Source organism: Curtobacterium sp. PhB191 (genome assembly GCF_004346515.1).
GTDB lineage: Bacteria > Actinomycetota > Actinomycetes > Actinomycetales > Microbacteriaceae > Curtobacterium.
This window is the reverse complement of sequence record NZ_SMBV01000006.1, coordinates 82,570-96,671: the sequence shown is the minus strand read 5'-3', so window position 1 is coordinate 96,671 and position 14,102 is coordinate 82,570. Positions and strand designations below refer to the sequence as shown.

Genomic DNA, 14,102 nt, shown 5'->3' with positions numbered 1-14,102 from the left:
TACGCTCGACGCGTGAGTGATCCGAGAGAACCTCTATTCCGTGAGGAGCAGGTCGATGCGAGTTGGGTCGCTGCCGCGCAGCAAGCCAGGGTGCTTGTAAACCGAGGGCCGATAGTCGTCGGTCCATCAGTGCAGGCCGTCCTGACCGGACTAGCCCTCATCTTCTTCGCGCTCGGTACGACCCTGTCGATACTCGAGCCATCGCCTTGGAAGGCAATTGTCAGCGGCGCGGGGGTCACCATCGCTCTGCTCGGGTGGTTCTGGGCCCGCCGGCACGAAGGTTTGGAGCCCTTCCTCGGCAGCGGCGAGCGAACCCCCGCCTCACTCCTCGAGCGTGATCAACGGCGTGCCGTCCGCTTGCAGATGCGCGGGAAGACACCGCCCACTCCGCACTCGATGGAGCTCGTCGACCTCCTGACGCGTCGGCAGCAAGCATCGGCGAGGAACCTTTGGCCAACGCTCATCGGGTTCGGAGTCGCCGTCGTTGGCGCGAACCTCACCTCGGGGGTTCTTTTGCTCGGCTTCCTGGGCGTCAGCGTCTTCATCGCGGTCGTCAGCTGGATCGAACGACGTCGGTGGCAGCGAGTGCGTGAGGCAATCGCGCACGTCCCTGGCGTTCAACGCGAGGACGGCTGAGACTGTCTGACGCCGCCCTCCGCGACACGAACGGGAGCCGGTCCCTGGCACCGCTTCGACGGCACGAGTGGTCACTTGCGGCGGCGGGCGTTCGGAAGGGGATCGCTCTGCGGGATGAAGCGATCCCGGTAGCATCCGAGCGTGTCGACGCCGCAACCATTCGCTGCTCTTCCTCTGTCTCAGGACAACGTCTCGTACGAGTACGGACCTGACTCTGTGACAAGGGTCGGCGTTGAGCCAGGCTCGACCGAACAGTTCGAGCTCGAAGAGAGCCAGCGTTTCCCGGGCACCACGCGAAGTGTGTGGGTGCACCGCCCAGCAGGGCATCGGGCCGACGAGCCGAGCGCGGTCATGTTCTTCAACGACGGCTGGTGGTACCTCGATCCCGACGGCGACGTCCGCGGTGGGATCGTCCTCGACAACCTCGCTGCCAACCGTGATTTGCCACAGATGATCGGCGTCTTTGTGGACCCAGGCGTGCTCGATGTCAACGGAACGCCGAAGAAGCACCGCAACGCCGAGTACGACGCGTTCAACGACGCCTACGCCAGCTTCCTCCTCGACGAGGTGCTCCCCGTCGTGCGAGAGCGCTACGTTGTCTCGGACGATCCGATGATGCGCGGTATATGCGGTGGCAGTAGTGGCGGGAACGCTGCGTCACCGCGGCGTGGAGTCGACCCGAGGGCCTGGGCCGAGCGATCGCCTTCAATCCGAGCTTCGTGCAGATGCCCGGTGGCAACCCGTACCCGGCCCTTTTTGCTACCGAACCGCGCAGGCAGACACGTCTGTTCCTCCACGCCGCTCACCGCGATCTGCACTGGAACGAGCGTGAGTGGAATAGGTTCGCCGAGAGCCTGGACACCGCGGCCTCACTCGCGCGCGAGGGCTACGACTTTCGCCTCGTTGTCGGCGACGGCGGCCATTCACCCAACCACGGCGGAGTACTTCTCCCCGACGCTCTCCGCTGGCTCTGGCAAGCTCACCCCGCGTCCGTTCGATAGTCGATTGGCTTGCGGGATCGCTCGAACCAAGCGCGCCTTCAAGCTGAGTAGCGTTCCCTGCGAACGGAAAGGGAGCGTCGGATGCCTGGACGGCAAATCGCGATGATCGCCGCGGGGGCCGTGGTGATCGTCGCCTGCGTTGGAGTGATAGCAACCTCCCGTGGACTCGCCCGCACCATCTACGAGGCATCCTGGGGCAGGCTCGGCGTACCGTTCCGGCCGCGACTCGCGCGCATGGGCATCATCGGTGCCGGCGTAATCGGAGTCTTGATCGGCGCAGGAGTCGTGGTCCTGGCGCTCACAATCGCCGCCTCCTGAAAGGAGGCCGGTCGACGATCGGCCATCGGACGGATGGCGCAGACGGGGAAACCTTCGAGCACACGCTTCGTCGGGCGACCTGGAGCAACGTCGTATGGTCGGGTGATGCCTGGCTTCGAAGACGACGTGGTTGCAACTCGGGCCGCCGGGACGTTCGATGATCACGCGGCTCCGGAGTCGGTATGCCTCGTTGCGACCTGTCACGACCCGCTCGGAGGATTCGCCGCAGGTATCGAGGCCGCCGTACCCGCCCTCGCGGAGGTGTTCGGTGCTGTGGCAGTGAACGCCACCGCTGAAACTCATCCGGCGACGATCGCGGCACTTCGTGCGCTGGCTGTGCCGTTGCTCCTCGACGAACACGCTGCCGGCACGATCGGGATCGGAACGGCGAGGAAGAACGCGCTGGCCCTCGGGTTGCAAAGCGCTTGCGGATGGCTGTTCCACTCGGACCTGGACCACATGCTGCGATGGGTGAGCGGTGCTCGAGGGGAAGTGGAGCGCACGCTCGCTCGACGCGACGTCAACTTCCTCGTCGTTGGACGCTCCGCCGTGGCGATGGAGGCTGCCCCAGATCGGCTTCGCCGAACTGAGGAGATCGTGAACCACGTGTACGGGCTTGCAAACGGACTCGCGAATCGGTGGGACTTGATGATCGCCATGCGCTTGATGACCCGGGACACCGCACAGTTGATCGTCGATCAGAGTCGCGACACCTCGATCACGAACGATGTGACCTGGCCGATGCTGGTCCGTGCACACGGGGCGAGCGTCGGCTACGTCGAAGGCGACGGAATCCGGTTCCTGGCTCGAGATGACTTCGGTGCCATCGACCGTCGCGACGAGGATCCTCGGGAATGGCGAGCTCGCATGGTCACGGCGACCGCCCACGTCGCAGCGATCGTCGACTTCGACCTCGGTTGAAGCATCGAGAGCACGGGCTCCTCCCGCCTGTTCTCCCCGCCATATGGAGGTCAGCCAGCCGACAGATCAGACTTTGCGGGTTCTTTCGGATCGACGATCGGCGATCGAGACGTCAACGGAACGCGTTGGCCCATGCTGATCCAGGGTGCGCCCGTGTGATCGCCTCGTGGAGCCACTGACGCGCCTCGTCGTCGAGCAACGGTGTCACTGCTGCTCGGTCCGATTCGTCTTTCGCGGACGGGTCGGCGGATTTCCAGAGCAGTTGCACCTCGGGCGCGACGACCCGTAATCCCTCGACGTCGAGGACGGCCGCGGACCACAGGCGCTGGACCGCCGGAACTCGGCGGTAGAGCCACCTGTCGCTGTCGCCGGCCTCTCGATTGATCTGCAAGCACCAGAGTCCCGTTCGTTCGTCGAGACACCAGATGTTGTCCAGCGGTTCCGTGTCGACGGCTTCGTCGATCGGCGCGAGCTGCCCTGACTGCGCGGCGAAGAGCTGCATCCAACCGGGCAATGCCGCGGCGAGGGCGGGGAAGTCCTCATCGACGATGCTCACGTCGATATCGCCATGCGCGCGTGATGTGTACCCGAGGAGGGCATCGAGGCCGAACCCACCGGAGAGCCACGCTGGGCCACCAGCGATGACGTCTCGCACGCCCGCCACAGACAATGGTGCCCATCGGTCCACGGATGGGTCGTAGCGTCGGCGCATGCCGCCACCATATGTGCCCGCCTGGCGATCGGCCATCGGGCATCGCGCTCACTCCTCGTCGGCGCACTCCGCTCGAAGGGCTCGCCTGCCTGCAATCCGCTGAAGAAGTTTCCGTAAGAAGACGAGCTCGATCGCCACCATCACCGCCAGGCCGAACAGAGCGAAAGCGATGCGCGCTGGGCTGAAGCCGCCGCTGAGCACGATCACCGGCAAGCCGACGAGCAACGCGGCCCCCGCAATGACGTTCCACCATGATGCGAGGAGCCCCGCGGGGGCGCGGTTCGTGAGTTCCGGGCGGTCAGTTGGATCGGTGCGATCCCACCAGGACGTCATGCGGGTACGCTACCCCGCGATCCATGAGTTATCAGAAGCCCGACCGCCGGTAGAAGACCAGGCGGATGCTCGTTCAGGAGCTCCTCGCACCTGCCCGTTAGCTTGTCGTTCACCGGGCGCATTCGACAGCTGCACGGCTTCCGGCGGTCGATGGGGCGGGTCGCGTTCAGGCCGATGCGGGCGTCGCCGGCGCCGCGAGCCACGTTCGGTATGCGGCGTCGATGCGTTGCTTCACCCGTGCATCAGGCGAGTAGTCAGTGATCTTGGAGGCACCCATAGCGATCGGGATCGTGATGCGGCGATCATGACCCTGCTTGCTCGTAACGACGACGGCCCCCTCCTCAACCCGGAGCACGTTCATCCGCGGTACCCGTCGGACAGACACCAGGCCAATGAGGACGAGCTCGTCCGAAGCGAACACGACCTTCAGAGCGAAGAGCCGCCACCAGAGCAAGACCAGGAACGCCACCAGCACCAACATCCGAGGGTCAGCGAACGCGGCGAGGAGGGCGGCGCCGATGATCAGGAACGAGAGCAGTCCAGAAAGGAGATACTTCGTCGCCCGGGGGAACTGCACTACCTCGTTCACAGTTTCCGCCACGGCGAGACGACCGCATAGACGATGGCTGCGACGATCAGCCGGACGCCCACCCACGGCACCCAACGGAGCACTCCAGCACCCATTGTCATCCCTCCCGCTCGCCACGTCGGCAGTACCGAATTGCAATCAACCTAGCTAGTAACGCCGTGCGGGGCGGTTCGACATGGTGCCGGTAAGCCGGTCGGCTCGACGAACGCCGCCTGGTCGACTTGCTTCTGCCCGGAACGGGATCGGCTTCCGGACGGCCGTGGGCTCGCTGGTCCTTGAGAGCATCAGAAGTACACGCGCCCCCGCGCGATGTCAGCCTCGGCCTGCCGAAGGCCCTCCGCGACTTCGGGGTCAGTTCCCTCGAACTTCGCCGCCCGAGAGCCAAAGTTCGTGTAGCGGTGCATGACGAACCACAGCACGAGAAGCACCGCCAAGACCAAGCCGGTTCCGATCCACCACCACATGCGGGCAGCGTAAGTGCGACCAACCGCGGGCGCAAGCAAAGCGATGCTCCGTTAAAGGATCCACATTCGAACGGCGAAGATCAGCTATTCGCTCTGCCGAGGGCGAGCACTTCTCTATGGACCCGTTGTGCCAGACCTGTCTGAGTAGGGTCGGCGGCGACCGCAGCGTCGATGAGGACGAACAACCGGTCCGTCAACGCCCCGCCAGGATCAGTGGCCTCCACCCGCTCCAGCCCTCGCTGGACCAGCCCGTCGATGTCACCGCGCTCTCGATGTGACGCTTTCACGGCAGCGACCGCGTTCATCAAGGCGCTCTCTGCCCGTGACCATCCACAATCCCAAGGTGCGCGCCCGCTGCGCAACGAACCGACCACCTCGAGGTCCACCCGCTGGAACAGAGACCAGTTTCTGAACCGTACGAACACCAGACGACGATCCGGACCGAGTTCGGGGTCGAGCCGAAGTGACTCGACCTGCCCCGCCGCCTTGAGTGTGTGCGGCAGGGCGTTGAGTGCGTCGTCGCCGTCGCTCACCCGCCACGAAAGGTCGATGTCGCTCCACGCATCCGCAGTCCCTTCCGCAAGTGAGCCTCTGACGCTCGCGACCGATCCGGGCTGAGCTGCTTGGAGGGCCCGACGAAGTTGCACGACGCGGTTGGCGCGCTCGACTTCAAGGTCCATGCCGCCATCCTCACGTATCGCTGCCGAGAAAGCTGATGTGCCGGCCAAAGCCGTCCCGGTAGCGGATCGGCTATCTAAACGCACGGCACCCCCTTTTTCACAGCCTGGAACGTCTGTAGCCCAACCAGGCGCTCGCCATGATGACGATGGCGCTGATGAGGGTGATCCATCCGAACGGCCTCGATGATTCGTGCGCGAACAAAGCGGCTGTGGCTCCAAGGAACACCACGCCGAGCAGCGCGAACATGAGCCACAGGGCGTTCGAACGGTTCATGGGGTCACCGTACCTCCGACCGTCCCAGTAGCGGATCGGCCTCCGGGACCCCGGTCGGGCATTCAGTTGTATTTAGAACGACGACACCGAGCGAAGCTGCCCATACCTGCGACGAGTACAGCGACGTCAGCCCTGGGTCCCTTCTTGCGACCGTTCTGGTCTTCGCGCCGACGGCGCATGGTGGCCAGGCGGTACCGCGGCCCCTCGGGAGGCCGTCCGCTGGCTCACCAGGTCAGTGAGTGCGCGTCCCCTGATCTCTGTCACGTCGGGCCCTACGCCTCGTTGCCCGACGGAAGCCCATGAGCACGGCGCCGCACACAACCGTCGCGATGATGCCAATGGCCGTGTCGCCGGTCGACTCGCTTCCGTAGTTTGACCAGGGCAGCCCGAGAGCCCATTGCAGAGCAGGGCCCAGCACGAGTAACGCTCCGGCCGGCACGACGACGATGAGCAAGGCGCGGCGGCCGCTCCAAGCAGGATGAAGCAGAACGACCACGGTGGCCGCGGCGACGACCGCGAAAGCACCGTAGATCCACGATGCTCCGGACATCCGCCAGCCGTCGTGTGCGAACCAGTTTTGGACTCCACGGATGGTCCGTGCCCAAGCATGCTGACCTCGGCCATGTGTCGACGAGATGACAGGCAACGGCCACCCGATGATCGCGAGAACTCCGGCGATTGCGCTCGCGATTCCGAGCAAGACCGCCCCGGAGCGCGACCCGGTTACGGGCTCGACGTCGAAGTCGGAGAGGCTCACGCGGAGGAGGCTATCGGGCGAGAGCGACGCGCGGAGGGACAGCGCGGTTCCGATGCGGTGGGACAGCAGAACGTGCCAGCTCGGTGCCGAGTGTCCTGCGTGAACCAGAGGACGTGGCCGCAGGAACACAAAAACCCCCGGCCGGACCTGATGGTCCTGCCGGGGGCTTCTCGGTGGTGGGCGATACTGGGATCGAACCAGTGACCTCTTCCGTGTCAGGGAAGCGCGCTACCGCTGCGCCAATCGCCCAGATTCCCTGTCTGAACCGGGGTTCGTACAGGATCTGGAGGGTGTTGCTGGAGGTGGGGACGGGATTCGAACCCGCGTGGACGGCTTTGCAGGCCGCTGCCTAGCCTCTCGGCCACCCCACCATCGAGGTTCACGTCTCCGTGAGTACCCGAACGGTGGGATACCCTCTGGTGAGTCGTGGGACTTCGAGAAGCCCCACACTCGAGCGGATGACGAGATTCGAACTCGCGACCCTCACCTTGGCAAGGTGATGCGCTACCACTGCGCCACATCCGCACTTGTCTTTCCGCTGTCGCGGCGACGACGTAAACTCTATACGAACCCAGGGGCATCCACCAAAATCCTTCCCGTTCACCGGGCGTGTCCCCCGAGTTCATGCGGATCCGGCCGGTTCAGCACCCCTCGCAGACCGCGCGCCACACCCGGGGCGCGCGCCGTGTTCGATGCACCGCCGGACTTCCGCTACTATCGACTCGCACGAACAGTGCAGGGGGCGATTGGCGCAGTTGGTAGCGCGCTTCGTTCACACCGAAGAGGTCATCAGTTCGAGTCTGGTATCGCCCACCCTTGAGACAGAGCCCGACGCAGCAGCGTCGGGCTCTTGTCATCTCACCCGGCCGCAGTACGCGGGCGACACCACCAGCACGATCGGACGAAGGGGCGCATGACCGACGTCGACCTCGAGTTCGCCCGGGTCCGAGCGGTCCTCGACCGTCCGACCCTGCGCCTCATGTCCCGCCCGACGAGCGCGACGGTCCTCGCCGTGTTCCGCACGGTGTTCGACCGCGACGTCCAGTACGTCCCCGCCGACCGCATGCACCTGCAGGTCGAGGAGCACGTCGCCCGCCTGCAGGCATCGGGTGCACGTGTGCCCGCGAGCGAACAGCACGAGCAGAGCGAGCAGGACCCCCGACCGAACGGCCGTGCCCTCTGCCGTGAATGGGTGGCGGCACAGTGGCTGGTCCGCTCCAACTCCCCCGACGGCGACGAGCAGTACTCCCTGACGAGTCACGCGCTCGAGGCCCTGAGCCTCGTCGACGCCCTGTCGGCCGACCGCGCACTGATCAGCGAGAGCCGCCTCGCGATGATCGTCGACGCCGTGCACCGCTGGGCCGCCCGCGCGGAGCCGGACCCCGACGTGCAGATCCGCCGCATCGACGCCCAGATCGCCGAACTGCGGGCCGAGCGTGAGCGCCTCGAGCACGGCGACGACGTCGTCACCGTCGAGGACGACCGGATGCGCGACGGGTACACGAACATCTCCGACCTGATCCGGCAGCTGCCGAGCGACTTCAAGCGCGTCGAAGAGGCCGTCGCGACGATGCACCGCTCGATCGTCGAGGACTTCCGACAAGAGGTCCGCCCGATCGGCGAGATCCTCGACGACTACCTCGCGCGCACCGACAACCTGATGCAGGCGACGCCCGAGGGCCGCGCGTTCGAGGGCGCCTTCGAGCTGCTGCGCGACGACGCCCTGCTGCTCCGCCTGCGCGACGACATCGCGACGATCCTGTCCCACTCGTTCGCCGACGGCCTCGGAGCCGGTGAGCGTCGCGCGTTCCGCAACACCGTGACGATCCTCCGCCAGGGCATCGAGGACGTCCTCGCCCAGCGGCGTCAGCTCACCGCGACCCTGCGCGACCAGATCGTCGCCCACGACGTGGTCCGCGACCGTGAGCTCGACGCCGTGATCCGCTCGATCAACCGCGGCCTGGCGACGCTGATGGACCAGGGCGGTGCGCGCGACCGCATCCCGCTCCCCCTGCTGCCGGCGTCGGCCGAGGTCGGCACCCTGCGCGAGCGCTTCTACGACCCGGACGCCGAGTCGGTGCCGCCACCCATCGAGGAACCCGACGACGACGTCTTCGAGGACCTCGACGTCGAGATGCTCCGCAAGCACGGCGGCCCGCTCCTGACCGAGCTGCGTGCCGCGCTCCGGTTCGCCGAGGCCGACTCGAGCGTCGACGCCTTCCACGGGCTACCGCCAGAGCAACGTCGACCGGTGGAGCTCTTCGGCCTCGCCCACCTGCTCACGGGACGCGACGACTTCGAGTCCGCCGCGCACGTCGCCGAGCACCGCACGGTGCGCCCGGACGGCAGCCCGGTCACCTTCCACATGCCCACCGCTACGCTCGCTGCCGAGCACGCGCCGGTCGGCGATCCCCACGACGACAACGCACAGGAGGCACGGTGAGCGACACGACGCCGGCACCGGTCGACGAGACCGTCCCGTACGACGACCCCGCAACGGTCGTGCAGGACGACGAACGCGACGAGTCCAGCTTCGCCCTCTTCGAGGGCGACGAGGGCCGGCTCGACGAGCACCAGCGCCGCGCGCTGGTGGCGCTGCTCCGGCACTCGTACGTCAGCTCCCGGACGCACCCCGACGAGTGGCGTGCGGTGCTCGACGCCGAGTACCAGTTGCGGTCGCGTCTGAACGACCTGTTCCTCGAGCTGCACGTCGACCGTGACCGCGAGGTCGCGTGGAAGCGCCAGGCCCGCTCGGAGAGCCAGCGCCGCACGTTCCCCACGTTGCTGCGCGACCTGCCGTACACCCGCGAGGAGACGATCGTCCTCGTCTACCTGCGGATGCGCCTGCGCGCCGACGCCCGACCGGGTCCGGACCAGGTCGTCGTCGACCGCGCGGAGATCCTCGGGCACGTCGCCGGGTTCCGACCGGCGACCGCGACCGACCGCACGCGCGACGAGGGCCGGGTGGCGAAGGCCGTCGAACGCCTCGTCACGGCGCGCATCCTGATCCGCACCTCGGACCCGGACCGTTTCCGGGTGGCGAGCGTCGTCGAGGTGCTGCTCCCCCTGGAGCGCCTGCTGGAACTGGACACGTGGCTGCGGACCACCACCGCGCAGGAGGACCCGGCCACGCCGGGTGGCGAGCCGACCGACGGAGCCGACCCGGGCCTCCCGGCAGACGGCGAAGCCGAGACCGACACCGATGACGACGGCGAGACGGAAGCATGACCGACACCTTCCAGATCCCCGCGCTGTTCGACACGGTCGCGCAGTGGCGCGCCGAGTCGATGCAGGTCGTGAACTGGGGCGGGTTCCACGGCCACCGGCAGGTCGAGCTGTCCGGCACCGCGACCCTCATCTCCGGCGCGTCCGGCACAGGCAAGTCCACGCTGATGGACGCGTACCTGGCCGTGATGATGCCGTCCGACGTGCCGTTCAACGGCGCCTCGAACGACGCCACGACGGGTCGCGCGCGCAGCGCCGACCAGCGCAACCTGCTCACGTACCTGCGGGGCAAGGTCGACACCCGCCGTGACCCCGAGTCCGGTGCCCTGCGCGACGTCAACCTGCGCGGCGACGACCAGACCACCTGGGGCGCGGCCGCGGTCACGTTCCGGAACGACGACGAGCGGCGCTTCACGGTGCTGCGGGCGTACATCGTGCCGAAGCGCGCGCGTGGCGTCGGCGACATCCAGATGACCATGGCGACGGTCGACGACACCTTCGACCTGCGTCGGCTCGAGGAGTTCGTGCCGACGCGCTTCCACCACCTCGAGCTGACCGGTCGTGTGCCCGGGCTCGTGATCCGCGACACCTACCAGGAGCTCGCGTACACGCTGCAGACCCGGCTCGGCATCGGCGACTCCGGCGGCGGGAACCGGGCGATGCGCCTGCTCGCACGCATCCAGGCCGGGCAGCACCTGCCGACGGTCGACGCGCTGTACAAGTCGCTCGTGCTCGAGACCCCGGGCACCTACGAGGCCGCCGACCGCGCCCTCGCGCACTTCTCCGCGCTCGACGAGGCGTACGAGGCGATGGACACCGAGGAGCGCAAGGTCCGCATCCTCTCCCCCATCACCGACCTGCACGACGAGATCGAACGGTCGAAGGCCGCGGCCGAGGCCCTGGACGGCATCGCCACCGGCGCCGAGGTCTCCCCGTTCGCGCACTGGACGGCCTCGCGGAAGCGGGACCTGCTCGACGCCGAGGTGGACCGCAACGGCCGGGAGCGCACCGCCTCCCGCGCCGAGGTCGCCGCCGCCGAGGCCCGGCACGCCGCAGTGGAGATCGAGCTGCGTGACGCCGAGGCGCGGCTCCGCGACCAGGGCGGCAACGCGCTCGCCCAGCTCGAGGACCGCATCGAGCGACTCACCCGTGAGCGCGACGCGGTGGTCCGGACCCGGGCGACCTTCGACGAACGCACAGCGGTGCTCGGCACGTCCGTCGCGACCGAGGCCGACTTCACTGCCGCGCAGCGCAGCTCGCACGAGTTCCTCGGTTCCTACGCTGCTTCGCGCTCGTCGTTGGACGACCGCCGCGACGCCCTGACGCGCGAGGAGTACCCGCTGCTCGACCGGGAGCGCTCGCTGCGGCAGGAGCGGCAGTCGCTCGAGCACCGTCAGGGCGCGATGCCCCTGCCGATGCACGAGGCCCGGCTCGCGATGGCCCGGGCCGCCGGCATCGACCCCGCCGACCTGCCGTTCGTCGCCGAACTGCTCGACGTGCAGCCCGGCGAGGAGCGCTGGCGCACGGCGATCGAGTCCGTGCTGGCCCCCGTCGCCCGCACCCTGCTGGTCGACCAGGACCGCCTCGGTGCGTTCAGTGAGGCGATCGACGCACTCCGCCTGCCTGTCCGCGTGCAGTTCGAGGGCGTGCCGACCGGACCGCACCTGGACCTCGACGGCGATCCCGCGATGGTCTCCGGCAAGCTCGCGATCAAGCACTCGCCGTTCAGCACCTGGGTGCGGGAGCGGATCGAGTCGGACCGCACCGACGCCCGCTGCGTCACCGACGCCTCGGAGCTCGGTGGTGGTGGCCGACGCGTGACCGAGTCCGGGCAGCTCCGCGACGGCCGACGTGGTGCGCACGGTGACCGCCGCCAGGCGAACGTCATCGGCTTCACGAACGAGGCCCGCGTCGCCGCCGTCGAGCAGGAGCTCGCGTCGATCGCGCAGGACCTCGCCACGCTCGAGGCCCGTCGCACCGACGTCGCGCAGGACCTCACCGCGCTCGACGTCCTCCGCGCCGCGCACCAGCACGTGGTCGACGTGACGTGGGACGCCATCGACGTCCAGGGCGTCGAGACCTCGCTCGCCCGCCTCGACGAGGAACGCCAGGCGCTCCTCGCCGCCGACGACGGCCTCCGGACCCTGCGCGCCTCGGTCGCCCGCCTGCGGAAGTCGCTCGACGAGACCGCCGACCGCCGCTCCGCCGCACGGCTCTCCGTGCAGCGCCTCGAGGAGCGGCACGCCGTGCTCGTGGACGGCCAGGACGCCGCCGCCGAGATCCTGTCGCGTTTCGACGACACCCCCGAGTCGTTGCCCGACGACGAGCAGTCGCGACTCCTCGCCGAGACGTTCGCCGAGGTCGGGGCACCGGACGGTGTGGACGGTTTCGACGACGCGACCCGACGGCTCCGGCGACGCCTCGAGGAGCGGCTGTCGCAGGCACTCGACGGTGCCGCAGCGGCCTCGACGTCGTTGACGCTCACGTTCCAGCGCTACCAGGACGCCTGGCCGGACCCGAACCTCGGCACCGGCGTCGCGTCGTACCCGGACTACCACGCCATCCTCGACCAGATCGTCGCGACCGGCCTGCACGCCCGCCGCACCGAGTGGCGTCGGCGGCTGTCGCAGTGGAGCGGCGAGGACCTCGTGCCGCTCGCCGGGGCCTTCGACCGGGCCGTCGTCGAGATCGAGGAGCGCCTCGAACCGGTCAACGAGATCCTGCGGGACCTGCCGTTCGGCGCCAACCGCGACCGTCTGAAGATCCAGATCCGGCGGGTCACCCGCGAGGACGTCACCGCGTTCCGCCGCGAGCTCCGCGCCCTGTCCGCCTCGGTCGACGCCGAGCTGACCGACGACGTGCTCGAGACCCGGTTCCGTCGGCTCCGGCGCTTCATGGCCGTCATCCGCCCCGACCCGGACGCCGCCCGTGGCCGCACCACGCAGCGCGACGCCGTGCTCGACGTCCGGCGGCACATGGAGATCACGGCGGTCCGCTACGACACGTCGGGCAACGACCTCGGTGTGTACTCGTCGCTCGGTGACAAGTCCGGTGGTGAGACGCAGGAGCTCGTGGCGTTCATCGTCGGTGCGGCGCTCCGCTACCAGCTCGGCGACGAGACCCGGCCCCGGCCGCGGTTCGCCCCGGTGTTCCTCGACGAGGCGTTCATCAAGGCGGACTCGGAGTTCGCCGGTCGTGCGGTCACCGCGTGGCTGCGGCTCGGGTTCCAGCTGGTGGTGAGTGCGCCGCTCGACAAGGTCACGGCGCTCGAGCCCTCGATGGAGCGGCTGCTCTCGATGCGCAAGCACCCCAAGACCGGTCACTCGTCCATCACCGAGATCGCCCGGGTCCCCGCCGACGCCTGACGCTTGCCGAGAGGTCACGAACTGTCGGATGGCGGCGGCGCTGTCGACAGTTGGTGACCACTCGACGCGCTTCCGGCGGGGTGTCCTGACCACCCGGCACACGCTGTGGGAACGGCCGACGGCGGCCTGGAGGCGCGGTGCGGGCCCGCCACGGGCGTCCCGGCCGCTCGTCCGCCGGTCGCAACACCCCGCTCACCTTCGCGCACTGGTCACGATGCGTCGCCTGGCGGCGCCGCCGCCGACGGCCTGCGACCAATCGGAGCACGGCCGACGGGATGTCGTGGCCACCCGGCGGGTGCTTCGTCAGCGTGTCGACAGGCGCCGCACAGACGTTCCTTGACCACTCGCCGCTACGGTGAGGGCGTGTTCGGACGCCGCTCCCCCAAGCCCCGCCCCGACGACGCCCCCGGCCTCGGCATCGGTGCGCTCGTGCAGGTCATCGACTCCGCGGAGGGCGGCGAGCGGTGGGCCGACGAGCCGATCGGTGTGATCGTGGCTCCCGGTGGCAACCAGATCGTCGGCTACCCCGGCGTCGGCGAACCGCTGTCGTGGACCGTCGCGTTCGAGGAGCCCGTGTACACGAAGGACGGCCGCGGCCCCTTCGAGCGCGCGACCGTCCTGAGTCGTCAGTTGGTGCCGATCACGACCGGCAGCGGCGAGTAGCCCAGCGGGCTCAGTACTCTTCGGAGCCGCTCTTCATCATGGCGGCGACCGCCATGCAGCAGCCCACACCACCGAGGACGCCGATGCCGATGATGATGCCGGCGATGAGTTCGAGCATGGGGTGACTCCTTGGTTGCTTCGGCCGTGTGGCTTCCCTCAGGTTA

At 68.3% G+C, this 14,102-nt stretch carries 14 protein-coding genes and 4 tRNA genes; 8 read left to right on the top strand and 10 right to left on the bottom strand.

All coding sequences use genetic code 11. The features are described 5' to 3' along the window. Nucleotides 1–12 precede the first annotated feature (12 nt). The 3 genes from EDF48_RS11245 (at nt 13) to EDF48_RS11235 (ending at nt 2,876) form a co-directional block, all read left to right on the top strand. Nucleotides 13–636: a hypothetical protein gene (locus EDF48_RS11245; RefSeq protein WP_131880025.1), complete on the top strand. Its 624-nt coding sequence runs from the start codon at nt 13–15 to the stop codon at nt 634–636. 141 nt (nt 637–777) lie between these two features. Next, nucleotides 778–1,743: an alpha/beta hydrolase-fold protein gene (locus tag EDF48_RS11240; protein WP_243648782.1), complete on the top strand. Its 966-nt coding sequence runs from the start codon at nt 778–780 to the stop codon at nt 1,741–1,743. A gap of 317 nt (nt 1,744–2,060) precedes the next feature. After that, nucleotides 2,061–2,876 (top strand): hypothetical protein, encoded by an 816-nt coding sequence (locus EDF48_RS11235; protein WP_131880023.1) that lies wholly within the window; start codon nt 2,061–2,063, stop codon nt 2,874–2,876. Nucleotides 2,877–2,988: 112 nt separating this feature from the next. Here EDF48_RS11235 and EDF48_RS11230 read toward each other — a convergent pair whose 3' ends face one another. The 10 genes from EDF48_RS11230 to EDF48_RS11190 all read right to left on the bottom strand — a co-directional run bounded on the left by EDF48_RS11230 (nt 2,989) and on the right by EDF48_RS11190 (nt 7,210). Next, entirely contained in the window at nt 2,989–3,588 is a 600-nt protein-coding gene (locus tag EDF48_RS11230) for a hypothetical protein (RefSeq protein ID WP_131880021.1), read from the bottom strand. 48 nt (nt 3,589–3,636) lie between these two features. Continuing rightward, entirely contained in the window at nt 3,637–3,921 is a 285-nt protein-coding gene (locus EDF48_RS11225; protein WP_123655005.1) for a hypothetical protein, read from the bottom strand. 166 nt (nt 3,922–4,087) lie between these two features. Further along, a complete protein-coding gene (locus EDF48_RS11220; RefSeq protein WP_131880019.1) occupies nt 4,088–4,510 on the bottom strand; it encodes a hypothetical protein in 423 nt (140 codons plus the stop codon). A gap of 284 nt (nt 4,511–4,794) precedes the next feature. Further along, nucleotides 4,795–4,974: a hypothetical protein gene (locus tag EDF48_RS11215; RefSeq protein WP_131880017.1), complete on the bottom strand. Its 180-nt coding sequence runs from the start codon at nt 4,972–4,974 to the stop codon at nt 4,795–4,797. A gap of 80 nt (nt 4,975–5,054) precedes the next feature. Further along, complete coding sequence (locus EDF48_RS11210; protein ID WP_131880015.1) at nt 5,055–5,654, bottom strand: hypothetical protein; 600 nt, start codon at nt 5,652–5,654, stop codon at nt 5,055–5,057. 97 nt (nt 5,655–5,751) lie between these two features. After that, entirely contained in the window at nt 5,752–5,928 is a 177-nt protein-coding gene (locus EDF48_RS19115; RefSeq protein WP_165900977.1) for a hypothetical protein, read from the bottom strand. 232 nt (nt 5,929–6,160) lie between these two features. Continuing rightward, nucleotides 6,161–6,685 (bottom strand): hypothetical protein, encoded by a 525-nt coding sequence (locus EDF48_RS11205; RefSeq protein WP_131880013.1) that lies wholly within the window; start codon nt 6,683–6,685, stop codon nt 6,161–6,163. Between the two features lie 174 nt (nt 6,686–6,859). Further along, nucleotides 6,860–6,934, bottom strand: a tRNA-Val gene (locus EDF48_RS11200). Between the two features lie 48 nt (nt 6,935–6,982). Beyond that, nucleotides 6,983–7,056 (bottom strand) — tRNA-Cys (locus tag EDF48_RS11195). 82 nt (nt 7,057–7,138) lie between these two features. After that, nucleotides 7,139–7,210: transfer RNA gene (locus EDF48_RS11190), tRNA-Gly, on the bottom strand. Nucleotides 7,211–7,425: 215 nt separating this feature from the next. Between EDF48_RS11190 and EDF48_RS11185 the strand changes: the two genes are divergently transcribed. The 5 genes from EDF48_RS11185 to EDF48_RS11165 all read left to right on the top strand — a co-directional run bounded on the left by EDF48_RS11185 (nt 7,426) and on the right by EDF48_RS11165 (nt 13,938). Next, nucleotides 7,426–7,498, top strand: a tRNA-Val gene (locus EDF48_RS11185). 100 nt (nt 7,499–7,598) lie between these two features. Further along, the gene (locus EDF48_RS11180) at nt 7,599–9,128 is read left to right on the top strand and encodes a DUF3375 family protein (RefSeq protein WP_131880011.1); all 1,530 of its coding nucleotides are present in this window, start codon (nt 7,599–7,601) and stop codon (nt 9,126–9,128) included. After that, nucleotides 9,125–9,913: a DUF4194 domain-containing protein gene (locus EDF48_RS11175; protein WP_131880009.1), complete on the top strand. Its 789-nt coding sequence runs from the start codon at nt 9,125–9,127 to the stop codon at nt 9,911–9,913. The genes EDF48_RS11180 and EDF48_RS11175 overlap by 4 nt, the downstream gene beginning before the upstream one ends. Beyond that, nucleotides 9,910–13,275 (top strand): SbcC/MukB-like Walker B domain-containing protein, encoded by a 3,366-nt coding sequence (locus EDF48_RS11170; RefSeq protein WP_131880007.1) that lies wholly within the window; start codon nt 9,910–9,912, stop codon nt 13,273–13,275. Before EDF48_RS11175 ends, EDF48_RS11170 begins: the two co-directional genes overlap by 4 nt. Before the next feature lie 336 nt (nt 13,276–13,611). Next, on the top strand, nt 13,612–13,938 hold the full coding sequence (locus tag EDF48_RS11165) for a hypothetical protein (protein WP_131880005.1): 327 nt from the start codon (nt 13,612–13,614) through the stop codon (nt 13,936–13,938). Nucleotides 13,939–14,102 lie beyond the last annotated feature (164 nt).